Genomic DNA, 24,187 nt, shown 5'->3' with positions numbered 1-24,187 from the left:
GGCTGCTCCATACGCACCATTCAAAGAAGAGTAGATGAAGGGCGATTCCCACCCCCAATACGGAAAAAAAGCTCTGGACGTATTCATGGTTGGTTCTTAGACGAGCTTATTAAGTACAGAAACACTCGTTACTTCCTGTAGCAACAATATGGCGGTGAAAACCGCCTCTTTTAGCTGTGCAATGTCATCACATGTCGTCAAAAACCAGTATCTATCACAACTCCAGATGATGAAAAATCCAATCTAACACCATGAAATAAATAGTTTCCCACCCCAGTAGAAGCATTACTGACTGACGGATAATAAATAATATGTCTTTCTTAGAATCTGACCATATGTACCATAAATTAGGATGGTTCCAACGAGAAGGCGTTGCTCTTCCTGTCATCGATTGCCCGAATTTAGACCCCAATATCATGAACTCGCTACTGGATATCGTCGAAGTCGCATTGAGCAACTATCAAAGAGTATTATTAGTGCGGTTGGACTTTCACATGAAAGTGTTCACGGCTGACAATGTTGCTATCTTAAACCTGTTCAAAAAACTCAAAGTAAGCCTCAAAAAGCGCTATTCGTGTCAATGCCACTATCTTTGGGTTCGAGAAAGAAATACTGCAAGTGCGCAACATTATCATTGCGTCATCGCGCTCAGCGGTCATTCTTGCCGCAGCTCTTGGTACATTTATAAAGAAGCAAACAGAATATGGGAATCGATTCCACATACCGCATCTTGTTTTCAACCAGCGAACCCCAGCTACCAGCTATCGAGGACTTACAACGCTTTCTTTGCAAAAAGCTTAGGAGCCTGTATCTACCGAATCAGCTACCTTGCGAAAGATACCACCAAGGAGTTAGACGTGAGGCGCAGATTTGGTTCAAGCAGTACAAAGCAGATCATCTCAACACCGTTTTCCTTGTCAGAGTATTACCGCATTGCAGGAAAAGTGATCCCTCCAAACTGCGATGGTTTGCACCGAGAAAAATGACACCTAGAATTAAACGTAAATAATGGACAGTAACCCAGATAAAATTAACCTTACCCTCTCCTTTCCACTAAAAACTACCGTTTCGTAAAGAATAGGTTGGCAACGGAGCGATCGCTTTTCGATCTTTTTCTCGGAACAAAATGGCGTTTTGCGTGATTACAGACTAAAACGTAGCGAAAAGTGACGATAACTCAAAGGGAAATCCGTTCAAGAGGGCTCCACTCAAAACATCAACAATTGCGCAGTTCTTGTTTTTGAAGTGATCAGTCGTCTTCAATTTGCGCAATTTCAAAGACTATGTCTGACAGGCAGGTTAGAGGTGAACTACAAAGACTTGCTTGTGATAAAAGCCGTGTTCACTGGTCAATCACAGCCACTTCACGATTGCGCAGTTTTCGTCGTTGAAAAGATCGCTTTTTAGCAAAATTGCGCACCTGTTAAAGACAAAAAGTGCGACTCTTCACCTTGCTTAGTTTATTACGTATGCAACATTTCTGATAATATACACGCACCAAAACAATAGATTCAGCAGTAACCATGGTCGAACAACATCAGCAAGCATTGAAAAAACAGCTTTGGAACATCGCGAACACGCTACGTGGCAACATGGCCGCCGACGACTTCCGAGACTACATTTTAGGGCTCATTTTTTACAAGTACCTCTCCGATAACCTCAATCAATACGCAGACGCCCTACTCTCAGAAGATGGCATTAAGTTCACCGATATTGATGAAAAGAGTGATGAAGGGAAAGAGATCTTAGAAGCGATTCGTGAAGAGGCCATTGATAAGCTCGGTTATTTTTTTTCGCCTTCTGAGTTGTTCCATGTGATTGCGCAGGCTGGCAAAAATGGCGAGTTTATTCTCGATGATGTACGCGACGTGCTCAACGATATCGAACAAAGCACCATGGGCGCCGACAGCGCCGAAGACTTCAACGGCCTGTTTGATGAGCTCGACCTACAGTCAAACAAGCTAGGCAAAACGCCGGACGCACGCAACAAGCTGATTGCGCAAGTGCTAATCCACCTAGACAACATTGACTTTCACCTACACGACAGTGAAATCGACATTCTGGGAGATGCGTACGAATACCTGATTGGCATGTTCGCCAGTGGTGCGGGTAAAAAGGCGGGTGAGTTCTATACCCCGCAAATGGTGTCCAAACTGTTAGCGAAGTTGGTGACACTCGATAACCCTGCGGTTAAATCTGTCTATGACCCGACTTGTGGCTCCGGCTCATTGCTGCTGCGCGTGGCGAAAGAAGCGCAGAACCAAGACATCAAATACTACGGCCAAGAGCGAAACCCAAGCACCTATAACTTGGCTCGCATGAACATGATCATGCATGGCGTACATTACAAACGTTTCGATATTCAAAACGACGATACGCTAGAAACACCGATGCACTTTGATGAGCGTTTTGATGCGGTGGTCGCCAATCCGCCGTTCTCGGCGCAATGGTCAGCCAGCCCGCTGCACCTAAGCAGTGACCGCTTTGCCGACTACGGTAAGCTCGCCCCTAAATCCAAAGCGGATTTTGCCTTTGTGCAACACATGATCCACCAGCTCAATGATACGGGCACCATGGCGGTCGTATTGCCGCACGGGGTGTTATTCCGTGGTGCGGCCGAAGGGCATATTCGCCAGCATCTACTCAAGGAGAAAAACTATCTTGATATGGTGATCGGCCTGCCTGCCAATATCTTCTTTGGTACTTCTATCCCGACCTGCGTATTGGTATTTAAGAAGCATCGCAAATCTGATGACAACGTGCTGTTTATTGATGCCAGCCAGCATTTTGAGAAAGGCACCAATAACAACTATATGCGTGAAGAAGACTTACAACGCATTCTCAATGCCGTAGCAAAGCGTGAGAACATCGATAAATTTGCCTTTGTAGCCACCCAAGCTGACTTAGCCGACAACGACTACAACCTCAATATTCCACGTTATGTCGATACCTTTGAAGAAGAAGCGCCTGTCGATTTATCTGCCGTTGCTAAACTGCTAGTGGATAACGATAAAGCGATGCTAGAGACCGATAAGACCATTGCCGATTTCTGTGCTGAGTTGGGGATTGATGCGCCGTTTGAGGTGAAAGGATGAGGAAAAATGCTGAACCTCAGTTGCGCTTCCCTCTATACGATTCAAACTGGGCAATAAGAAAGCTAAAAGATGTCGCTCCCTTGCAAAGAGGATTTGACCTACCCACAACCAACGTAATAGAAGGTAAATACCCCGTCGTTTATTCGAATGGGATAGGACGATACCATAACGAGTTCAAGGCTAAAGCTCCCGGAATTGTAACAGGTCGCTCAGGAACTATTGGTGCGCTAACTTATGTTGAGAAGGACTATTGGCCTCACAACACCTCCTTGTGGGTCACAGATTTTATAGACTGTACTCCAAAGTTTGTATTTTACTTGTACCAAAAAATTGACCTTAAGCGGTTTGCAACTGGTTCTGGCGTTCCTACGCTAAATCGAAATGATGTACATGACTTTCGTGCACATATACCCGAACTTAATGAACAACAAAAAATCGCTGACTTCCTCACTTCTGTTGATAGCAAAATCAGTCAACTAACCGAAAAGCACCGCCTACTTAAAGAGTACAAAAAAGGCGTAATGCAGCAGATTTTTAGCCAGCAGATCCGCTTTAAGGATGAGGATGGGAAGGCGTTTCCGGAGTGGGAGCTAAAAACTATCGGCGATATCATGACTGAAAGTCGTATCAAAGGTAGTGGTGGTGATAAAGCAAAAAAGCTGACTGTTAAAATCTGGGGGAAGGGTGTTATAGCGAAAAAAGAAGATGTTAAAGGCAGTGAAAACACCCAGTACTACAAGCGTAGAGCGGGTCAATTTATTTATGGAAAGCTAGACTTTCTAAACTGTGCCTTTGCCATTATACCAAGCGAGTTAGATGGTTTGGAAAGTACTCTGGATTTACCTGCGTTAGATGTAACTCCTTTAGTAAACAAATACTTTGTATTAGAAGTCATTAAACAGAAGTGGTTCTATAAAAGATTTGGTGACATTGCCGATGGTAGCCGAAAAGCAAAACGTATAAACGTCAATGTTTTCCAAGAAATGCCTATACGCTTACCGATGAAAAGTGAACAAGATAAAATCATGCTTTACCTGCAATCCATCGATAACAAAATCGATGCGGTCGCAGAGCAAATCGAGCAGACCAAGCAGTTTAAAAAAGGTTTACTGCAACAGATGTTTGTGTGAGGAACCATGGCAGAGTTAACCTTGAATAGCCTCGAAGATATTCACGCCCTGCAAGAGAGTGCCGAGGTAGAGTGCAAACTTGCTGGTGGTCGGGATGGTAAAGGCGCAGTCCCTAACGATATGTGGGAAACCTACAGCGCATTTGCTAACACCCGTGGTGGCGTCATTCTGCTGGGTATTAAAGAAAAACGCGGCCAGTTCACCCTTGAAGGTATCTCTAGCCCTGCCCCATTGGTTAAGAACATCGTCGATACGGCCAACAACCCCAACAAGGTAAGCTGCAATTTGCTCAGTGAGCGAGACGTGCGCATTGAGGTTATCGAAGGAAAGTCACTTATTCGTATCGATGTACCGAGAGCGCCGCGCAAAGAGCGCCCAGTTTATATCAATGGCAATCCACTGACAGGTAGCTTTGTTCGACGTTACGAGGCTGACCAGAAATGCTCTGCCGATAGCGTCAAACAGATGATGGCAGAACAAGAGAACGAGCGTGACCAAAGAGTACTAGAACACTTTACCATTGATGATATAGAGCCCGAAAGCCTACGCGTTTATCGTCAAATGTTTAAAGATGCCAAACCTCAGCACCCTTTTTTAGAGTTCTCAGATCAAGAGTTCCTGCGCTCTATTCGTGCTTGGCGACGGGATCGCGCATCAGGCATTGAAGGGTTAACGCTAGCAGGCCTAGTGATGTTTGGCCGCTGGGATGCCCTACAGGATGCCTTTCCAGCTTACTCTCTTGACTACCAAGAGAAGGATGACAGCTCGCACCGCTGGATAGACCGTATCTACACCGATGGTTCGTGGTCTGGCAATGCCTTTGATTTTTACCGTAAGGTTTATCGTAAGCTCACCGCCGACTTAAAAGTGAGCTTTCAGTTGACTGATGGTCAACGCCTCGACACCTCTCCGGCGCATGAAGCCATTCGAGAAGCTTTGGTCAACACACTCGCTCATGCTGACTTTGATTCAGAAGACAATATCTTAATTGAGAAGCATCCCGACTTTATTGGCTTTCGTAATCCTGGCTTAATGCGCATTCCAGTACTGGAAGCCATTGCTGGTGGCAACAGCCAGTGCCGCAACCCCGCTATTCATCAAATGTTCTTAAACATTGGTCTTAGTGAAAAAGCAGGCTCCGGCATTCCTAAAATATACAGCAACTGCCGCAGCCAAAACTGGCAACCGCCGCACCTCTATGAAAAGCACGAACTCGGTCAAACGTTGCTCGAACTGCGTATGGTGAATTTATTGTCACCAGAACTCCACCAGCAGCTCGTCGATCTGTTTGGTGAAAACTACAAACAGTTGAGCGAGCTGAAACGCACCATACTGGTAACGGCGGTGACTGAATCGTGGTTTAACCATGAGCGTATCTGCTCCCTCACCTCTGAGCACACCCGAGAGGTCACACTGGCGCTGAGCCAATTGGTCTCGGCAGGGTATTTAGAGTCGGCAGGCAAACACAAAGGTAAAATCTATCACCTAAAAGGGATTGAAGTGCCTACACCGGACAACGATGCAGGCAAAAGCATTAGTTTTGTCGCCTCACCGAGTACGGCGCAACTGTCTTTGTTTGAACCGGAGCCAACAACATTAGTGCCGGACCTCAAACATGATGCGCCGGACCTAGTGCCGGACCTAGTGCCGGACCTAAAAAGTGATGCGCCGGAGTCGACGAGTAGCTTCACAGCAGAAGACCAGCAACTCTGGGCAGAGTTAAGAGCTATTGCACAACCAGTGTTGCAGCAACAAGGCAGGAAACAAAAATCAGATGTAAAAAACATCATTCTAGTCCTGTGCTCTCATGCAGCACCAAACTGCCTGAGGCTCACCGACCTTGCCGAACTACTTGGTATGAACACTGAAACGTTAAGACGCCACTACCTAAGCCCTATGGTTAAAGAACAACAGCTATACCTAGCATTTCCGACTGTTCCTAACCATCCAGAGCAAGGCTATACCACTCAAAACAATACTAAACAGGACTAAAGCAGCGCAGGAAGGCAAATAAGAACGATGGCTTATCAATCAGAACAGCAGTTAGAAGATAATCTGATCACGCAACTCAGTATGCAAGGGTTCGAGGTTGTCGCACTCAAAGACAACGAAACCCTTGAGGCGAACCTTAAAGCGCAGTTGGAGCGCGTCAATCACTGCGTACTGTCGGAATCCGAGTTTCGTCAGGTGCTCGGTAAGTTAGAAAAAGGCAATATTTTCACTAAGGCCAAAACCTTGCGCGACCGGATCGCTATCACCCTCGATAATGGCGATGCGATGCATTTGACTCTGCTGTTTGCTATGCCACAAAACAACCGCTTCCAGATTGCACAGCAAATTACCGTCAAAGGCACTTATACGAATCGCTATGACGTGACGATTCTGGTCAACGGCCTGCCACTGGTCCAGTTAGAGTTGAAACGCCGAGGCATTGAGCTCAAAGAGGCCTTCAATCAAATTAAGCGCTATCAAAAGCACTCTTACCATGCCAACCATCGCTTGTTTAACTACATACAGATGTTTGTGGTGTCCAATGGCGTCAATACCCAGTACTTTGCCAATAACAGTGAACTCTCTGCCAAACAGACCTTTGACTGGACCGATATCGATAACAATCGCATCAGCAAACTTCATGAATTCGCCGCGACATTTTTAACCCCTCAGCACCTCACTGTGATGCTCAACCAATATATCGTGCTCAACGAAACCATGAAGTGCCTGATGGTGTTACGCCCTTATCAGTTTTATGCGGTAGAAGCGATCATCAATCAGGTAAAAACTTCGTCAGACAACGGCTATATTTGGCATACCACAGGCTCAGGCAAAACCCTCACCTCGTTTAAAGCTGCTCAATTGATGACGGCCTTAACCGAGGTAGACAAAGTGATATTTGTCGTCGATAGAAAGGATCTCGATTACCAAACGGCCGAGGAGTTTAATGCTTTCTCTAAAGGCTGTGTGGATACCACCAGCAACACCCGCATTCTGTTCCATCAGCTGTTAGACAAGCCAATCAAGGGCAAAGACATAAACGAAAAACGCAACAGCAAGCTGGTGGTCACTACCCTACAAAAACTCAATAATATTGTGACCAAACAGCGCTACCTGCGTGAGATGGAGGCCTTGAGAGATAAGCGTATCGTATTTATCTTTGACGAGTGCCACCGCAGTCAGTTCGGCGATACCCATCAAAACATTGTCAAATTCTTCAACAATGCGCAGCTATTTGGCTTTACGGGCACACCAATTTTTGTCGAAAATGCCGTCGCCAAGAACTCGGTCAAAAAGACCACTCAAGACCTGTTTGGCAAGCGCCTGCACGCCTATGTCATTGTCGATGCAATCCGTGACCAGAATGTGCTTAAATTTGCGATTGAATACGTTGGGCGCTATCAATACAAAGATGGCTCAAACAACAACCTCGATATTGAAGTAGAAGATATCGATACCAAGGAGCTACTCACTTCTCCTGCCCGACTCGAAAAAATCACCGACTACATCATTGCCCACCATAAGCGTAAAACCCACAGTGGCGACTACAACGCGATATTCTGTGTCTCGGGCGTACCTGAGTTAATCCAATATTATGAGTTGTTTGCCAAGAAAAAGAGCGAGGGCAAGCACAACCTTAAAATCGCGACCATTTTTAGCTTTGAAGCGAACGAGGAAGAAGAGTTTGAACTAGGCGTTAGCGACGATAAACAGGTCAAAGAGATTGCCGCGAAGTACCTCAGCCAAGGTGAAAACGTCAAACTCCATAGCCGAGAAAAGCTCGAAGGATTTATTGCCGATTACAACAAGATGTTTGGTTCAAGCTACAGCACCAAAGACAGCGATTCGTTTTACGACTACTACAAGAACATCTCTAAACGGGTGAAGGCCAGAGAAGTCGATATCTTGCTGGTGGTGAATATGTTCTTAACCGGATTCGATGCGAAAGCATTGAACACCATTTATGTCGACAAGAACCTCAAGTATCACGGCCTAATACAAGCTTTTTCACGCACTAACCGTATTCTGGACGAGAAGAAGTCGCATGGTAATGTCATCTGTTTTAGGAACTTGAAAAAAGCCGCCGATGAAGCGTTCACCCTGTTTTCCAACAAACAACCTAAGGAACTGATTGAGCTACCTCCTTATGATCAACTGCTCGCTGATTTCAACAAAGCCTGTGAAGCATTGAGAGTAATAACACCGGACGTGGATGCCGTTGATCAACTGCCAGATGAAGACGCACAAAAGCTATTCGTCCTTCAGTTCCGTAAACTGATACAACTCAAGAATATGCTCAGTAACTATGCTGACTTCGATATGTCGAACACTGACATGGAAGAGCAAGAATACCAAGACTTCACCAGTAAGTACGCCGATCTCAGTCGACAGATACGTGAATCCACCAGCAAAGAGAAAGTATCGATTCTGGAAGACGTTGATTTTGAGCTAGAGCTGTTGCACCGAGATGAAGTCAATGTCGCCTATATACTGCACTTGCTGCGGGAGTTGCACCAAGAAGAAAGCGGTGAGAGTCAGGAGAAAAAACGACAAGTTATCGCTAACCTGATCAATTCAGACCCAACCTTAATGAGCAAGAAAGAACTCATCGAGAAATTCATGAATGAGCACCTCGACGGCATACCTGCGCATGCTGATGTCGACGAAGAATTTGAGTACTTTTGGGAACGAGAGAAGCGCCAAGCACTTGAGCAATTGGCAGAAGAAGAAAAGCTCAACACCGACAAGCTACAAATTTTAGTTAACCGCTATGAGCTTAGCGAGGAAATGCCGCTACGCGAAGACTTTGCCGACACCTTAGAAACGAAACCCACAATTCTACAGCGAAAAAAGGTTGTCGGCCGCCTAGCCGAGCGGTTTAAAGGGTTTGTGGATACGTTTATTGGTGGGTTTTGACGAGTAGCACAATCAAAAGAGTACATAATGAAAGATATGTTTTACGACCTTAGACCAGAAAACTATAGTTATTTGGTCAATTGGTACCTAGAAGACGGTTCAACTTGGCAACAAGCAGCATCAGAGCAATGGAGAAAGCTGTCTGATCAATATGACTTTTCAGAACCAAGTCATGAGCCCCACGAAACTGATGTGAGTGACGCTTTAGAAATCGAAGACTTTATGCTCGCAACCAAGTTAGCTTTGCATTGCTCTCAAATTGAGCCATTGGAGTTTGCATTAGAGCAAAAGTCGGCGGAATTGCTCTATGGCCTGATCTCATACTTTTCTATGCATGGGTACTATGAGGACAACAGCAACATTTGGGACTATATCAATAGCTCCAACCTACTAGCCAAAGCAGTTAGATATCATGCAGAACAGTGCTTCATACTGCTCCTGACATTTGAACAGATTAATCCAATACAAGATGATACTGACTCAGACGTTGTATATCACTCCCTAGATTGGCTCTTACGACCAGAATACAAAGATGTTGCTGGATGGTTCCAAGCTAACAAACAGACGACAACATACAGCCATTATTGTGGCGAAGTAGTTAAAATGGATTTGTTTGCAGCCTTCGCCCTAGAAAGAAAGTTCACGCTAGCTAGCCATCTAATCCACAAAGGTTGGAAAACCATTAACCCTTTCATTGGCGATTTTGATGACCAGTTATTGGATGCCGCTATATATCAAGCAAGAGACGGAAAATCTGACTTACTGGAGTGGTACTTATCTCTAGTCGGTACTCAGGTCCGTTACTCTCAAGAAGTTCTTGAGGACATTGATACAAAAAAATCTGATATAAAAGATTTAGTTACCAACTTCGACGAACTAGTAGACCTAGGTCTACTGGAGCAGTCTGTATGTACAACAATGGCTAATAATTATTCCCCGTACATACAACTTGAATGTTTAGACAACCTATCGGCTCTACATCATTACCCCGTGAGAAATGGAGATTATCAACCAAAACCAAAATCCATCTCGCTCTTTAATGATATCAAGCGGATACATGAAAACTTACTAAAGCCATATGTGACCGACTTTAAAGTATGTTTGGTTAACAATAAGTTGCTGAGTGTCTCTCTATTCGAGCATGGAGAGGAAAAACCAACAAGCAGGGCTACGATCAATTGCTCCCACCTCCCCTCTTTCACAAGAATATTTAGTGCCTGTGAATACGAAGGGACACACCCGACTGACTTTCAAATCCAACTCGCTATTTTAAGTATGCATGAGAGAGAGCTGATAGCTAACATCTTATCAAGGCTGGAACCCGTAATATAACCCGAACATGAGAATTAAAGAGCTTTCCTCACAGAGGAAAATGACACAACATTAGATGGCGCAAAACTTAGCGCCACTAAATGATCTACCCACTTATCAAGTGCTGCTCGCTTTTCTGGCAAGTACTGACTTCTGTTATAAATAGCCATCACTCCCCCAAGGCTGTGTCCTAGCATTTGCTCCACAACATGAGGTGCTATCCCAAGGTCATTCAAGTAAGTCGCAAAAGTTCTGCGTAAATCATGCAGCGTCCAAGCCTCAATATGCTCTAACCTCCTCCACAACATCCGACCTGACTGACTAACCGATTCTGGTGATTTCAGTTCACCAAGAATAAAATCCTTGTCGTTAGCGCCAACTTTAAGCTCCAAAAGCCAATTTTTTAGCGCCTCAGGAATTGGGCGAATGATACGCTCACCAGTCTTGCTATGCGCTTTGGGGACAGTCCAGAGCATTTCATTGAAGTCCCATTCAGCCCATGTTGATAGGCGTATTTCCTGACTACGTGCTCCAAATACAATCAACAGTCGAACAAGCTTGGCATAGTACGGTAGGAGCTTTGTTCCTTCGGTAAAACGCCATACATCCACCAGCTCTTGAACTGACAGTACTCTGTCCTTTTTACGTTGCTTATTACCAACATCTGAAATAGTGAGATCTTCTAAAACGCGGCTGGTGGCATAACGTCTCACCCGACAGAATCTAAGCGCTTGCTTTGCATTTTGGAGGATATAACCAGCAGCAACAGGAGCAGGACGTTGTTTACCCGGAATTCCTTTACGAATCCGGTCAAAACACTCAACCCAGTGGCGTGTTTCTGTTTGCTCAATCGGAAGCTTTCCAATATAGGGGTAAATATGACGTTCAAACTGAGCACGATGTTTACCTGCATTGGAGCGATTCTCCTCTGCGTACTCGACAAGCCAGTATTCAAGAGCTTCGAAGACCGTTACGGGGTAAAGCTTCTCTTCACGTGCGAGGCTGCGTTTTTGTTTAGGGTCAAAGCCTTCAGCTAACCACTCTCTACACTGGTCCGCCACTTCTCTCGCTTTAACTAGCGATAAGGCAGGGTAATCCCCCAAATCCATTCGTTTGCCCTTGCCGTCGATCTTGTAACGGTACTGCCAGCGAACTTTTCCTTTCGCAGAGACGCGAGCGCTTAAGCCATTGCCGTCGGTCAATACAAACGCCTCAGAATGGTTCTTGCCTGCCGCTGTTTTTAGATGTTTATCGTATAGCTTACCCATAACCCCTCGTAAAAGGGTACATATAAATATTTCATGTACCCCAATATGTACCCCGAAGTCATAATAAGACGGAAAACAACCAAAGACAAACAAAAACAAAACCAATTTTAAGTCATTGAATTTATTTAGTTATAATTATCAAATCAAAACAAATGGGAACAGGCAAAAACCATACTTCTGATAATACGGCATGAACTAATCATTCATTGCTCAATGATTAACATTGAAGGCCTGTGTAATCACACAGGCCTTTTTATTTATCCCTTCATCAGCGTTGCCCCTCAAATTCCCTCTAACACTCAAAGGATCTCTGCTCGATATTGTGCCGTTTCTGGTACAATCAGGCGCATAAACTCTTTGTAAATTTGCCGTCGCAGAGCAAATTGAGCAGACCAAGCAATTTAAAAAAGCCCGTTGCAACAGATATTTGTGTGAGGAACCATGGCAGAGTTAACCATAAATAGCCTCGAAGATATTCACGCCCTGCAAGAGAGCGCTGAAGTGGAGTGCAAACTCGCGGGTGGTCGTGACGGCAAAGGCGCAGTCCCCAACGATATGTGGGAAACCTATAGCGCGTTTGCTAACACCCGTGGTGGCGTCATTCTGCTGGGTATTAAAGAAAAACGCGGTCAGTTTACCTTTGAAGGCATCGTAAACCCTGCGCCCCTGGTTAAGAACATTGTTGATACGGCCAACAATCCCAACAAGGTAAGCTGCAATCTGCTCAGCGAGCGAGACGTGTGCGTTGAGGTTATCGATGGTAAGTCTCTTATTCGTATCGATGTACCGAGAGCGCCGCGCAAAGAGCGGCCTGTTTATATCAATGGTAACCCTCTTACAGGTAGCTTTGTTCGCCGTTACGAAGCAGACCAGAAGTGCTCTGCTAATAGCGTCAAACAGATGATGGCCGAGCAAGAGAACGAGCGTGATCAACGCATTTTAGAGCACTTTACCCTTGATGATATTGAGTCAGAAAGTCTGCGCGTTTATCGTCAAATGTTTAAAGATGCCAAACCTCAGCACCCTTTTTTAGAACTCTCTGATCGAGAATTCCTGCGCTCGATTCGTGCTTGGCGGCGAGACCGCGCATCGGGTATTGAAGGGTTAACATTAGCAGGCCTAGTGATGTTTGGCCGCTGGGATGCCCTACAGGATGCTTTTCCGGCTTACTCTCTAGACTACCAGGAGAAGGACGACAGCTCGCACCGCTGGATAGACCGTATCTACACTGATGGTTCGTGGTCTGGCAATGCTTTTGATTTCTACCGTAAGGTTTATCGTAAACTCACCGCCGACTTAAAAGTGAGCTTCCAGTTGAGTAATGGTCAACGCCTCGACACCTCTCCGGCACATGAAGCCATTCGAGAAGCTTTGGTTAACACGCTGGCTCATGCTGACTTTGATTCAGAAGACAATATTTTAATTGAAAAGCACCCCGATTTTATTGGTTTTCGTAATCCTGGCTTAATGCGCATTCCAGTTCTGGAAGCCATTGCTGGTGGCAACAGCCAGTGCCGCAACCCCGCTATTCATCAAATGTTCTTAAACATTGGTCTGAGTGAAAAAGCAGGCTCCGGCATTCCTAAAATATACAGCAACTGCCGCAGCCAAAACTGGCAACCGCCGCACCTCTATGAAAAGCACGAACTCGGTCAAACGCTGCTCGAACTGCGTATGGTGAATTTATTGTCACCAGAGCTCCACCAGCAGCTCGTCGATCTGTTTGGTGAAAACTACAAACAGTTGAGCGAGCTAAAACGCACCATACTGATCACGGCGGTCACTGAATCTTGGTTTAATCACGAGCGTATCTGCTCTCTCACCTCTGAGCATACCCGAGAAGTCACACTGGCGCTGAGCCAATTGGTCTCGGCAGGATACTTAGAGTCCGCAGGCAAACACAAAGGTAAAATCTATCACCTAAAAGGGATTGAAGTCCCTACCCCAGAGAATGAGGCGGGCAAGAGCATTAGTTTTGTCGCCTCACCGAGTACGGCGCAACTGTCTTTGTTTGATAGCGAAGTGCCGGAGTTAAACTCACAAAGTCCGGACCTAACGACTCAAGGTCCGGAGTTAGGTCCGGACCTAACGACTCAAGGTCCGGACCTAACTACGGAGCAACATGACAAGTTTGATCAGCAAGCTCAAAATTTATGGGCTGAGCTTAAGAAAATAGCCAACTCCGTTGCTCAACTCACTGGCAGAAACAAATCGAAAGCAATCATCGAGCAAACCCTGATTGAGTTATGCCGAGCCGCTGAACCTCAGTGTCTCAAGCTAGCAGATATCGCCAGTTTATTGGATATGAAGCCAGACACACTCAGAAGAAACTACCTAAGCCAGATGGTAAAACAACAGAAACTTTACTTAGTCTATCCGACTATCCCAAACCATCCAGAGCAAGGCTATACCACTAAAAACAATACTAAACAGGACTAAAGCAGCACAAGAAGGCAATAACAACAATGGCTTATCAATCAAAATAACCGTTAGAAGATAACCTGATCACGTAACTCAGTATGCAGGGCTTTGAGATTGTCACACTCAAAGACAACGACGCCCTTCAAGCGAACCTTAAAGCGCAGTTAGAGCGAGTTAATCACTGCGTACTGTCAGAGTCTGTTTTTTTCAAACGCATCTCAAAGGGTCTTTCGCAAGAAAGACCCTTTTTCTTTGTCTGTACTTTGTCATCGGCAGGATGAGACCTGTCTCTCACTCTAATCAATCATTCCTTTCATCAATAGATAAATGCGATCTATCTCACTGCGCAAGTTAAATGTTACCGGTAACATTTAACAATAAGTTACCGGTAACATAACAATTACATCCGTACCTGGCCGACGTGATTGGCCAAGGTGGTTAACTTGGAAAACGTGAACATCAAAAAAAGGATACCCCTACTATGAAACCTCTCTCTCAAACCCTGCTGGCGGTCACCATGACGGGACTCTTCTCTGCCTCTGCGTGGGCAGCAGACTTTACCTTGAAGATTCAATCGTCGGATCCCTCGGGTGATTTGAACTTCAAAGTACAGCAACGCTGGGCTGAGCGCGTTGAAACCATGTCTGACGGTCGTATTGACATCGACCTTCTGCCTGTCGGCTCGGTCGTCAAACACACTGAAACCTTGGGTGCGATTAAGATGGGCATCCTAGATGGCCAAGTGACAGCGACCGGCTACTTCTCTGGTAAAGATCCGGCGTTTGGCTTAATTGGTAACATGGTGGGTGCGTGGTCCGATACGACTCAACTGCTGCAATACATGAATTATGGTGGCGGTAACGAGTTGATGACCGAATTGTATGCGCCCTACGGCGTGAAATTTGTCGGCGCCTCGACCACGGGTGTGGAATCCTTCATCTCGAAAAAACCACTCAACGGCGTAGATGACCTGAAAGGATTGAAACTGCGCGCCCCTGAAGGTTTGGTGCAGCAGGTGTTCGCGGCAGCGGGTGCAACGCCAGTGAACTTGCCCGGCTCTGAAGTATTTACCGGCCTGAGCAAAGGCGTGATTGACGCGGCGGATTACACCGTGTTCTCCACCAACCAAAAAGCGGGCATGAATGACATCGCCCCTCACCCTGTCCAGCCGGGCTTCCACTCTTTACCGCTGATTGATATCTCTATCTCGCAGAAAAAGTGGGACAAGATGCCAGCCGACCTGCAAACCATCTTGCAAACCTCAGTGCGTGATTTCTCTTACGACATGACCACTCAGCTGAAAATTGCCGACCAAGCAGCAGTCAAAGAGGCACAAGCCAATCCAGACATCACCATTCATAACTGGTCAGATGAAGAGCGTAAGAAGTTCCGCGAAATCGCCAAAACACAATGGAAAGTGTTTGCTGAGCGCTCACCTAACGCGCAGAAGGTGTACGACTCTGTGACCAACTTCTTGGAAAACAACGGCTTACTATAACGTCTCACACCCCCATTGGGAGGGCGCACTTGCCCTCCCTTTACCTTGGAAAAGATTATGCCCGAGAAAATGCCTCACACGCCATCAGCGCCTGAGGAGCGTCCACGCAATCTGTTGGACGCGGCCATCATTAAATTGAGCCACCTCCTCAGCGGCCTGTTTATCGTCACCGTACTGATTTCCTTTTACGAAGTGGTGATGCGCTACGCCTTCGACGCCCCGACCACCTGGGTACATGAAACGGCGTCCTTTATCGGCGGCAGCTTGTTTGTGGTCGGCGGCATCTATGCCTTTGCGACCAACAAACACGTGCGCGTCGTGCTGATTTACGATGCGGTGTCAGCAAGAACGCGCCAATACCTGAATATTGTCCATCATATTGTGGGCCTCGCCTTTGCGGGCATGTTGGCGTACGCCGCCTATTCATTGGCCGAAGAGTCTTGGTTCACTCCTTGGGGCGAAATGCGGTTAGAAACCTCAGGTTCGGTGCTCAATGCCCCTTACCCTGCGCTACTGAAAGGGCTGATTTTTGTTGTGCTGTGCATACTGGTCGTCCAATTTATCCTTCACCTTATTCAAGACATTGCCGGACTCAAGCCGTCAAATAAGGAAGAGTAACCATGTTTGATTTATCTTCTATCGGAATCGCTTGGGGCAGTGTGCTGATGCTGGTGATGATGATCGCCTTGCTGCTCACGGGTATGCAGCTGGCCTTTGTCACGGGTTTTGTCGCAATCTTCTTTACTCTGTGCTGGTTTGGGCCCGATGCTTTGCCTCTCATCGCCAGTCGTACCTATAGCTTTACCTCGGGCTATGTGTTTCTCGCTGTGCCTATGTTTGTCTTAATGGCGGCGCTGCTCGACCGCTCAGGCATCGCTAAAGATCTGTTTGATGCCATGAAATCACTCGGGCGCAAAGTGCGCGGCGGGGTGGCGGTCCAAACCTTGTTGGTTGCGGTATTGCTTGCCTCTATGTCCGGCGTGATTGGCGGTGAGACGGTACTGCTTGGCATCTTGGCCTTGCCACAAATGCTGCGCCTTGGCTATGACCGTAAACTCGCTATCGGCACCACCTGTGCGGGCGGTGCATTGGGGACCATGCTGCCACCGAGTATCGTGTTGATCATCTACGGCATGACAGCCAGCGTTTCGATTGGCGATCTGTTTAAAGCGTCTTTCTTGCCGGCCTTTATCTTAGCGGGCTGTTACATCACTTATGTATTGATTCGTTGTAAGCTCAACCCAGCGCTCGCTCCTATCCCCAGTGATAGCGGTGAAGAGGACGACGAACCACAAGTCAGCTACTTCAAAGCGCTATTCTTCCCACTGCTTTCTGTTGCCGTGGTACTGGGCAGCATTTACACCGGGGTGGCCTCAGTCACCGAAGCGTCTGCATTGGGTGTAGTGGGCATCATGCTATCGGCGCTTATCCGCGGTGAGATGAACTACACCATGCTCAAAGAGAGCGCCATCGCCACCATGCGTACCTGCGGTATGATCATGTGGATCGGCATCGGCGCCAGTGCACTGGTGGGCATTTACAACCTGATGGGCGGCATCGACTTTGTTGAAGAGGTCATTTTAAGCCTCAGCGGTGGCAGCGCGATCGGTACCTTGTTGATCATGATGGTGATTCTGCTCGTGTTGGGGATGTTCCTTGACTGGGTTGGCGTTGCCTTACTGACCATGCCTATTTTCGTCCCGATCATTACGGGACTGGGTTTTGATCCGATTTGGTTTGGCGTGGTGTTCTGCTTAAACATGCAAGTGTCGTTTTTATCACCGCCGTTTGGCCCCGCTGCGTTTTACCTGAAATCCGTTGCGCCGCCAGACATTAGCCTTGGTGAGATTTTCACCTCGCTGCTGCCGTTCATTGCACTGCAAGTCTTTGTGCTGAGCTTGGTGATCGTATTCCCTGAATTAGCCATGTGGTGGCGCTAGCCACCACCACAGACATTCGTCTTTTCTTTGTATTGATGCCCTAGCGGTTTTGTTAGGGCTAAGGATCGTATTGTCCAATGAAAGCAAAAAAAATCTTAGTGATGGGCGTCTCGGGCTGCGGCAAAAGCACCGTCGGTCAAGCGATCGCACGCGCCCTCTCCCTGCCCTTTTTCGATGGGGACGATTACCATCCTCCCGCGAATGTGAGCAAAATGCGTCAAGGCATTCCACTCGATGATGAAGATAGAGCCGACTGGCTCGCCACGCTAAACCGCCTCTACCTTGAGCATGACGCCGCCGTTATTGCCTGCTCCGCTCTCAAGCCGGAATACCGTGAGCGACTGCGCCGCAACAATGAGCAATTAGTGGTGGTGTATCTCAAAGGGGATTTTGACACCATTTGGTCACGCCACCAAAAACGGGCCAACCACTATTTTAATGGTGAAGCCATGCTGCGTAGCCAGTTTGAAGCACTCACTGAGCCAAGTGAAAGCGAAGCCTTACACATCCCTATCGATGGATCGTTGGATGCTGTGGTCGCGCGCGCGCTTAGCGCCATTAAGGAGACAAACGCATGAAGCACGCCGATATCGCCATGATTGGCCTTGGCGTCATGGGACGCAGTTTGGCGCTGAATCTGGTCGAGCATGGCTTTCAAGTCACGGGCTATGACATCAGCGACGTCCACCGTCAGCGCGCCGCCGACGAGGCGAAGGCGCTCTCAAGCCCTGACGGCGCGCTCTTGGTCGCCTGCGATCTCAAACAACTCATCACTACACTCAGCACGCCACGGGTGATCGCGCTATCAGTACCCGCTGGTGAGATTGTCGATAACGTCATTGATGACCTACTAGCGGCAGGGCTTGAGCCCCAAGATATTGTCATCGATACCGGCAATAGTTTGTGGCGTGATAGCGAAGCACGCGAGACGCGCTATGACGGACAATGTCATTTCTTCTCCACCGCTGTGTCGGGTGGAGAAGTCGGTGCAAGGCATGGCCCTTCATTGATGGCCAGTGGCAATCCAGAGGCCTGGCAGCGCATTAAACCGATGTGGACGGCGATTGCCGCGAAAGTGGATAGCCAAGGTCAACCGGTCGGCCCATTTGATGACGGCGAGCCCTGCGCTGCCTACCTTGGCCCTGCGGGCGCAGGTCATTACGTGAAAATGGTCCACAACGGGATTGAATACGCCGACATGCAGTTGATTTGTGAGGCGTACCATTTTATGTCGAGTGTGTTAGCGCTCAGCGCTGGCGAGATTGGCGAGATATTTACCCGTTGGAACCAAGGCGTACTCAACAGCTATTTGCTTGAAATCAGTGCGGACATCTTGCAAACCCAAGACCCAGTGACCGGCGCTGCCTTTGTCGATGTCGTACTCGATAAGGCGGAACAAAAAGGCACCGGACTGTGGACCGCCGTCAACGCACTGCAAAGCGGCATTCCTGCCCCAACCATTGCTCAAGCCGTCTTTAGCCGCGCGCAAAGCAGCCAAAAATCACTGCGCCTGCAAGCGGCCAGTCACTTTGACGACAAGTACTTTGACGACAAGCACTTTGACGAACGCACGCCTGCGCTCAAAGCACATGAGCGTGACGCTGCGCTGAGCGATCTGCACGATGCGCTATACTGCGCCAAACTGGTGGCGTACGCGCAAGGGTTTGATCTGATGAGCGCGACGTCAAAAGAGCAAGGCTGGGACTTAGACTTTGCCACCATTGCGAAAATATGGCGGGCAGGCTGTATTATCCGGGCGGGCTTTTTGCACTCGATTCGCCAAGCGTTCGACGCAGACCCTACCCTGGCGCATTTATTACTGGCGCCGACCTTTAGCGCGCAGCTCAAGCGCTACCATCAAGGCTTTCGCCACACCATAGCTCGCAGTGCACAACTCGGCGTCCCCATGCCGGCCATGAGCTCAGCGCTGCACTATTTTGACGGCCTGCGCACGCCCATCTTACCCGCCAATCTGCTGCAAGCGCAGCGCGATTACTTTGGCTCACACACCTACTCTCGCATCGACGAAGATGAACGTTGCAAGTTCCATCTCAACTGGAGCGATGTGGCACGGACACAGTCAAACGCCTAAAAAAACCGCGCTCAACCTCGGATGAGCGCGATTTTTGTTACCTGAACCAACAAACTGAGCGCCATTTACCGCTATGATGTTACCAGTAACACTGCCCTATCCATTGTAGATAAGTTTGATGGCCACCAAGAAAAAACGCCCCACATTACAAGATATCGCCACCCGAGTTGGCGTCACCAAAATGACCGTCAGTCGCTGCTTGCGCGATCCTTCTCAAGTCTCTGAATCCCTGAAAGACAAAATTCAGCAAGCGGTGGATGAGCTCGGTTATATCCCCAATCGCGCACCGGATATTTTATCCAATGCCAAATCCAATGCCATCGGCGTGCTCGTCCCCTCGCTCACCAACCAAGTGTTTGCGGAGGTGATTCGTGGTATCGAATCCGTGACGTCGCCCGCCGGTTATCAAACCATGATTGCCCACTACAGCTACAGCACGGAGCTAGAAGAGCAAAGCATTGCCTCACTACTCTCCTACAATGTGGATGCGATCATTTTGTCTGAAAACGTCCATACCGACAAAGCGCGCAAAATGCTGCAAACCGCCGCTATCCCAGTGGTTGAGATCATGGACAGCGTCTCTCCTCACATCGAACAAGCCGTAGGGTTTGATAATGCCAGTGCGTCCAAGGCGATGACTCAAGCACTGATCGACAACGGCCGTCAACACATTGCCTATTTTGCCGCCCGATTAGATGAACGCACTCGACAAAAGCTGGCAGGCTATCAAGATGCGATGACCCGCGCGGGCCTCACACCCATCCGTTTGCTCACTGAAGAAGCCTCTTCTTTTACGCTCGGCGCCAAACTGCTGCGCCAAGTGATGCAAGAACACCCCAAGGTGGACGGCATCGTATGCACCAACGATGATTTGGCCATCGGGGCGTTTTACGAGTGCCAGCGTCGTGGCGTAGAAGTACCCCAGCACATGGCCATCGCAGGTTTCCACGGCCATGATATTAGCCAGGTGATGAAGCCACGCCTCGCCACCGTCGTGACGCCGCGTGAAGCGATTGGCCAAGTCGCCGCAGAGCAGTTGATTGCGCGGCTGCAAGGTCAAAGTGAGTGGCAAAGCTGCATCGATCTTGGTTATCGCATCGAAATGGGTGAGAGTATTTGAACTCAATTTGCAAGCGCGTTGTGATACTGAGCGAAAAGTCAGTAATTCAAATCACTAATTAGATTGACAATTTAGCAACAACTTAGACCCGAAGTGTGATCTAGAGCGATTACACTGGCTGTCTCATCCGTTAAAATAACGTTTTTGCTCAATTATCAGGAAGATAGATCATGCCAACAGACAGCCGAGAAGAGTGGCTGAGCTATGTGCTAAGCTCGTTGCCTGATCACGTCTTTATTCTCGATGAGCAAGGTCACTATACCGACAGCTTTGGCGGCGCGCACTTTGCCGCAGGGTTTGATGTCGAGCACTATACGGGCCTCCACCTTAGCGACGTTTTGGTCGCCAACAAAGCCAATCAACTGCTCAGCTACTTAGAAGAAGTGTTTGATCACAAACGCGACAAAGTAGTCAAATACGCCATCGCCCCGACCGACTTACTGATGATGCCGATTGATAGCATTGAGTCGATGGGCGCAGAGAGCGAAAACTGGTTTGAAGCGATCCTGCGCTACGTGCCGCAGAGCTCTGCCCACGGCCCGCGCGTGATTTGGTCAGTGCGCGACGTCACCCGTACGCACCTGCTAGAGCAAGAGCTAAAAACCTTATCAGAGACTGATGAGCTGACGGAAATTCTCAATCGCCGCGCGTTTTTCTCTGGCCTCGATAGCGCCTTGCGCCGAGCTCAAAAGCAGCAAGTACCGCTCGCTTGTCTGATGATAGACATTGACCACTTCAAAGAAATTAACGACCAAGTCGGTCATTTATCTGGCGATGAGGTGATCAAACACGTCGCGCAGATCTGTAAACAGGTGGTGCGAGGCAGCGATTATCTTGGTCGTCTCGGCGGTGAAGAGTTCGGTGTCGTGCTCAGCCACACCAACGCGATTGACGCCTACGACGTTGCAGAGCGTATCCGGGAGTCAATCTCGACAACCGAGTGCCAAGTGGACGGCCATGCCATTCATCCTACCGTCAGCATTGGTATTTCGGAGGTCACCTCCTCCGTCGCCTCAAGCAAAGACCTGCTTATCCAAGCCGATAAAGCGATGTACTACTCCAAACAAACCGGCCGCAACCAAGTCACCCTCTACCACGATGGTCTCCCTGACATGAAAGCCGGCGCAACCAACGCCAAAATCCTCTACGCCTCCTAACCCTCTTCTTCCCTCTAGGCACTCGCCACTAGGAACTAGGCACTCTCCCTCTAGCAACAATAAATTTGAATTTTTTTGCGATGCCAAACGATTGCGCGAGCTTTTTAGCGCTAACTTGGTTAGAATACGCGCCATAAATTACCCCTGACTATTGTTAATCGTTCATTTGATTGAACTTCGTGAATTTGAGGAAGATGGAAGCATGACTAACGCTCGTCCTATTCGCCGCGCTCTGTTAAGCGTTTCAGACAAAACCGGTATCGTTGAGTTTGCCCAAGCACTCACTGACCGTGGTGTTGATATTCTATCGACTGGTGGTACGGCTCGCCTATTGGCAGAGCAAGGTATCGCGGTCACTGAAGTGTCTGACTACACCGGTTTCCCAGAAATGATGGATGGCCGCGTTAAGACGCTCCACCCGAAAGTTCACGGTGGCGTACTGGGTCGTCGTGGTCAAGATGACGACGTGATGGCGACGCACGGCATCAACCCAATCGATATGGTGGTGGTGAACCTCTACCCATTTGCACAAACCGTTGCCAAAGAAGGCTGCACACTCGAAGACGCAGTGGAGAACATCGATATCGGTGGTCCAACCATGGTTCGCTCTGCGGCGAAAAACCACAAAGACGTGACCATCGTTGTCAACGCGCACGACTACGACCGCGTCATCGCGGAAATGGACGCGAACGAGAAATCTCTCACTCTAGAAACGCGTTTCGACCTCGCTATCGCAGCCTTCGAACACACCGCGTCTTACGACGGTATGATCGCGAACTACTTCGGCACTATGGTGCCTTCTTATGGCGAGAACAAAGAGGGTGACGCAGAGTCTAAATTCCCTCGCACCTTCAACCAGCAGTTCGTGAAAAAGCAAGACATGCGTTACGGCGAAAACAGCCACCAAGCGGCGGCGTTTTATGTGGAAGCCAACCCAGAAGAAGCGTCTGTGTCTACTGCGCGCCAAATCCAAGGTAAAGCGCTCTCTTACAACAACATCGCGGACACTGACGCCGCGCTTGAGTGTGTGAAAGAGTTCGACGCACCAGCGTGTGTGATCGTTAAGCACGCGAACCCATGTGGTGTTGCGCTGGGCGACAACATCCTAGACGCTTACGACCGCGCATTCAAAACAGACCCAACCTCTGCGTTTGGCGGCATTATCGCCTTCAACCGCGAGCTCGATGCAAAAACGGCAAGGGCGATTACTGAACGTCAATTTGTTGAGGTGATCATCGCACCTTCTGTCTCTGCAGAAGCGATCAACATCGTGGCAGCGAAAAAGAACGTTCGTCTGCTTGAGTGTGGCGAGTGGACAACTAAGACTACAGGCTTTGACCTGAAACGCGTTAACGGTGGCCTGCTTGTTCAAGACCGTGACCAAGGTATGGTCGATGCGTCTGACCTGAAAGTGGTCTCTAAGCGTCAACCCACAGAAGAAGAGCTGAAAGACGCACTATTCTGCTGGAAAGTCGCGAAATACGTGAAATCGAACGCGATTGTTTACTCTAAAGGCGACATGACTGTTGGTGTAGGCGCTGGCCAAATGAGCCGTGTTTACTCGGCGAAAATTGCTGGCATCAAAGCCGCTGACGAAGGTCTACAGGTTGAAGGCTGCGTCATGGCCTCCGATGCCTTCTTCCCATTCCGCGACGGTATCGATGCGGCAGCAGAAGCGGGTATCAAGTGTGTGATTCAGCCAGGTGGCTCAATGCGTGATGACGAAGTGATCGCTGCGGCCGATGAGCATGGTATGGCGATGATCTTTACAGGCATGCGCCACTTCCGTCACTAATTACTCGTCGCATTGGGCGCGGTAGCGGCGTTAGCGCTTTCATTCACCCCGGTCACATAACTAGGCTATGCTCTCGGGGATGAATTCAAGCACTGCCTTGCTACCACACCCACTGCTTAGAGTAATCCAACTTTTGAAAGGATTATTAAATGAATGTTCTAATCATCGGTGCGGGCGGTCGTGAGCACGCACTGGGCTGGAAAGCCGCGCAAAACCCTAAAGTAGAGACGGTTTTCGTTGCACCGGGTAATGCGGGTACGGCGCTTGAGCCAAAACTGGAAAACGTCAACATCGGCGTGGAAGATATCGAAGCGCTGGTGGCATTTGCCAAAGAGAAAGCGATTGAGCTCACTATCGTTGGTCCTGAAGCACCGCTTGTTATCGGCGTGGTGGATGCCTTTCGCGCATCGGGTCTGCCTATCTTTGGCCCAACAGAAGCGGCGGCTCAGCTT

Annotated in this window: 16 protein-coding genes and 1 pseudogene; 16 read left to right on the top strand and 1 reads right to left on the bottom strand. The window is 48.4% G+C overall.

Going from position 1 to position 24,187, the window contains the following annotated elements:
- Positions 1–311 precede the first annotated feature (311 nt).
- From AC6R0L_RS06235 to AC6R0L_RS06210, 6 genes are all read left to right on the top strand, one after another.
- On the top strand, positions 312–986 hold the full coding sequence (locus AC6R0L_RS06235) for a YagK/YfjJ domain-containing protein (RefSeq protein ID WP_500628609.1): 675 nt from the start codon (positions 312–314) through the stop codon (positions 984–986).
- A gap of 537 nt (positions 987–1,523) precedes the next feature.
- Positions 1,524–3,095 carry a type I restriction-modification system subunit M gene (locus tag AC6R0L_RS06230; protein WP_500628608.1) on the top strand — a complete coding sequence of 524 codons (1,572 nt, stop codon included), beginning with the start codon at positions 1,524–1,526 and terminating at the stop codon, positions 3,093–3,095.
- Complete coding sequence (locus tag AC6R0L_RS06225) at positions 3,092–4,225, top strand: restriction endonuclease subunit S (protein ID WP_500628607.1); 1,134 nt, start codon at positions 3,092–3,094, stop codon at positions 4,223–4,225. Before AC6R0L_RS06230 ends, AC6R0L_RS06225 begins: the two co-directional genes overlap by 4 nt.
- Positions 4,226–4,231: 6 nt before the next feature.
- Positions 4,232–6,217 (top strand): RNA/DNA-binding domain-containing protein, encoded by a 1,986-nt coding sequence (locus tag AC6R0L_RS06220; RefSeq protein ID WP_500628606.1) that lies wholly within the window; start codon positions 4,232–4,234, stop codon positions 6,215–6,217.
- Between the two features lie 27 nt (positions 6,218–6,244).
- Complete coding sequence (locus AC6R0L_RS06215; protein ID WP_500628605.1) at positions 6,245–9,133, top strand: type I restriction endonuclease subunit R; 2,889 nt, start codon at positions 6,245–6,247, stop codon at positions 9,131–9,133.
- A gap of 27 nt (positions 9,134–9,160) precedes the next feature.
- Positions 9,161–10,465, top strand: a complete 1,305-nt coding sequence (locus AC6R0L_RS06210; RefSeq protein WP_500628604.1) for a hypothetical protein — start codon at positions 9,161–9,163, stop codon at positions 10,463–10,465.
- Between the two features lie 14 nt (positions 10,466–10,479).
- Here the strand turns inward: AC6R0L_RS06210 and AC6R0L_RS06205 are convergent, their stop codons facing one another.
- Complete coding sequence (locus AC6R0L_RS06205) at positions 10,480–11,712, bottom strand: tyrosine-type recombinase/integrase (protein WP_500628603.1); 1,233 nt, start codon at positions 11,710–11,712, stop codon at positions 10,480–10,482.
- Between the two features lie 441 nt (positions 11,713–12,153).
- Between AC6R0L_RS06205 and AC6R0L_RS06200 the strand changes: the two genes are divergently transcribed.
- From AC6R0L_RS06200 to AC6R0L_RS06155, 10 genes and pseudogenes are all read left to right on the top strand, one after another.
- Entirely contained in the window at positions 12,154–14,151 is a 1,998-nt protein-coding gene (locus AC6R0L_RS06200; RefSeq protein WP_500628602.1) for an RNA/DNA-binding domain-containing protein, read from the top strand.
- A 463-nt stretch (positions 14,152–14,614) separates the two neighbouring features.
- Positions 14,615–15,631, top strand: a complete 1,017-nt coding sequence (locus tag AC6R0L_RS06195) for a TRAP transporter substrate-binding protein (protein ID WP_500628601.1) — start codon at positions 14,615–14,617, stop codon at positions 15,629–15,631.
- Between the two features lie 57 nt (positions 15,632–15,688).
- Positions 15,689–16,249, top strand: coding sequence for a TRAP transporter small permease subunit (locus AC6R0L_RS06190; RefSeq protein ID WP_334554721.1), 561 nt, complete (start codon positions 15,689–15,691; stop codon positions 16,247–16,249).
- A 2-nt stretch (positions 16,250–16,251) separates the two neighbouring features.
- Entirely contained in the window at positions 16,252–17,571 is a 1,320-nt protein-coding gene (locus AC6R0L_RS06185) for a TRAP transporter large permease (protein WP_500628600.1), read from the top strand.
- Between the two features lie 77 nt (positions 17,572–17,648).
- Positions 17,649–18,149, top strand: a complete 501-nt coding sequence (locus AC6R0L_RS06180; protein ID WP_487902795.1) for a gluconokinase — start codon at positions 17,649–17,651, stop codon at positions 18,147–18,149.
- A complete protein-coding gene (gnd, locus tag AC6R0L_RS06175) occupies positions 18,146–19,663 on the top strand; it encodes an NADP-dependent phosphogluconate dehydrogenase (protein ID WP_500628599.1) in 1,518 nt (505 codons plus the stop codon). Before AC6R0L_RS06180 ends, gnd begins: the two co-directional genes overlap by 4 nt.
- 118 nt (positions 19,664–19,781) lie before the next feature.
- Positions 19,782–20,783, top strand: coding sequence for a gluconate operon transcriptional repressor GntR (gene gntR, locus AC6R0L_RS06170; RefSeq protein ID WP_500628598.1), 1,002 nt, complete (start codon positions 19,782–19,784; stop codon positions 20,781–20,783).
- A gap of 170 nt (positions 20,784–20,953) precedes the next feature.
- Entirely contained in the window at positions 20,954–21,940 is a 987-nt protein-coding gene (locus AC6R0L_RS06165; RefSeq protein WP_500628597.1) for a sensor domain-containing diguanylate cyclase, read from the top strand.
- 202 nt (positions 21,941–22,142) lie between these two features.
- Positions 22,143–23,735: a bifunctional phosphoribosylaminoimidazolecarboxamide formyltransferase/IMP cyclohydrolase gene (purH, locus tag AC6R0L_RS06160; protein ID WP_500628596.1), complete on the top strand. Its 1,593-nt coding sequence runs from the start codon at positions 22,143–22,145 to the stop codon at positions 23,733–23,735.
- A gap of 149 nt (positions 23,736–23,884) precedes the next feature.
- Positions 23,885–24,187, top strand: a pseudogene (locus AC6R0L_RS06155) (phosphoribosylamine--glycine ligase); the annotation flags it as partial.

The sequence above is a fragment of the Vibrio sp. R15-SG3-ISO1A genome (assembly GCF_059833955.1).
Note: the sequence above shows the minus strand (reverse complement) of the source record. Positions and strands in the feature narration are given on the sequence as shown.

Excerpts from the sequence above, each read along its gene's own strand:
- AC6R0L_RS06210 (WP_500628604.1), top strand. The coding sequence starts at position 9,161 with ATGAAAGATATGTTTTACGACCTTAGACCAGAAAACTATAGTTATTTG.
- AC6R0L_RS06185 (WP_500628600.1), top strand. The coding sequence starts at position 16,252 with ATGTTTGATTTATCTTCTATCGGAATCGCTTGGGGCAGTGTGCTGATG.
- gntR (WP_500628598.1), top strand. The coding sequence starts at position 19,782 with ATGGCCACCAAGAAAAAACGCCCCACATTACAAGATATCGCCACCCGA.
- AC6R0L_RS06205 (WP_500628603.1), bottom strand. The coding sequence starts at position 11,712 with ATGGGTAAGCTATACGATAAACATCTAAAAACAGCGGCAGGCAAGAAC.
- AC6R0L_RS06220 (WP_500628606.1), top strand. The coding sequence starts at position 4,232 with ATGGCAGAGTTAACCTTGAATAGCCTCGAAGATATTCACGCCCTGCAA.
- AC6R0L_RS06230 (WP_500628608.1), top strand. The coding sequence starts at position 1,524 with ATGGTCGAACAACATCAGCAAGCATTGAAAAAACAGCTTTGGAACATC.
- AC6R0L_RS06195 (WP_500628601.1), top strand. The coding sequence starts at position 14,615 with ATGAAACCTCTCTCTCAAACCCTGCTGGCGGTCACCATGACGGGACTC.
- AC6R0L_RS06190 (WP_334554721.1), top strand. The coding sequence starts at position 15,689 with ATGCCCGAGAAAATGCCTCACACGCCATCAGCGCCTGAGGAGCGTCCA.
- AC6R0L_RS06165 (WP_500628597.1), top strand. The coding sequence starts at position 20,954 with ATGCCAACAGACAGCCGAGAAGAGTGGCTGAGCTATGTGCTAAGCTCG.
- gnd (WP_500628599.1), top strand. The coding sequence starts at position 18,146 with ATGAAGCACGCCGATATCGCCATGATTGGCCTTGGCGTCATGGGACGC.
- AC6R0L_RS06225 (WP_500628607.1), top strand. The coding sequence starts at position 3,092 with ATGAGGAAAAATGCTGAACCTCAGTTGCGCTTCCCTCTATACGATTCA.
- AC6R0L_RS06200 (WP_500628602.1), top strand. The coding sequence starts at position 12,154 with ATGGCAGAGTTAACCATAAATAGCCTCGAAGATATTCACGCCCTGCAA.
- purH (WP_500628596.1), top strand. The coding sequence starts at position 22,143 with ATGACTAACGCTCGTCCTATTCGCCGCGCTCTGTTAAGCGTTTCAGAC.
- AC6R0L_RS06180 (WP_487902795.1), top strand. The coding sequence starts at position 17,649 with ATGAAAGCAAAAAAAATCTTAGTGATGGGCGTCTCGGGCTGCGGCAAA.
- AC6R0L_RS06235 (WP_500628609.1), top strand. The coding sequence starts at position 312 with ATGTCTTTCTTAGAATCTGACCATATGTACCATAAATTAGGATGGTTC.
- AC6R0L_RS06215 (WP_500628605.1), top strand. The coding sequence starts at position 6,245 with ATGGCTTATCAATCAGAACAGCAGTTAGAAGATAATCTGATCACGCAA.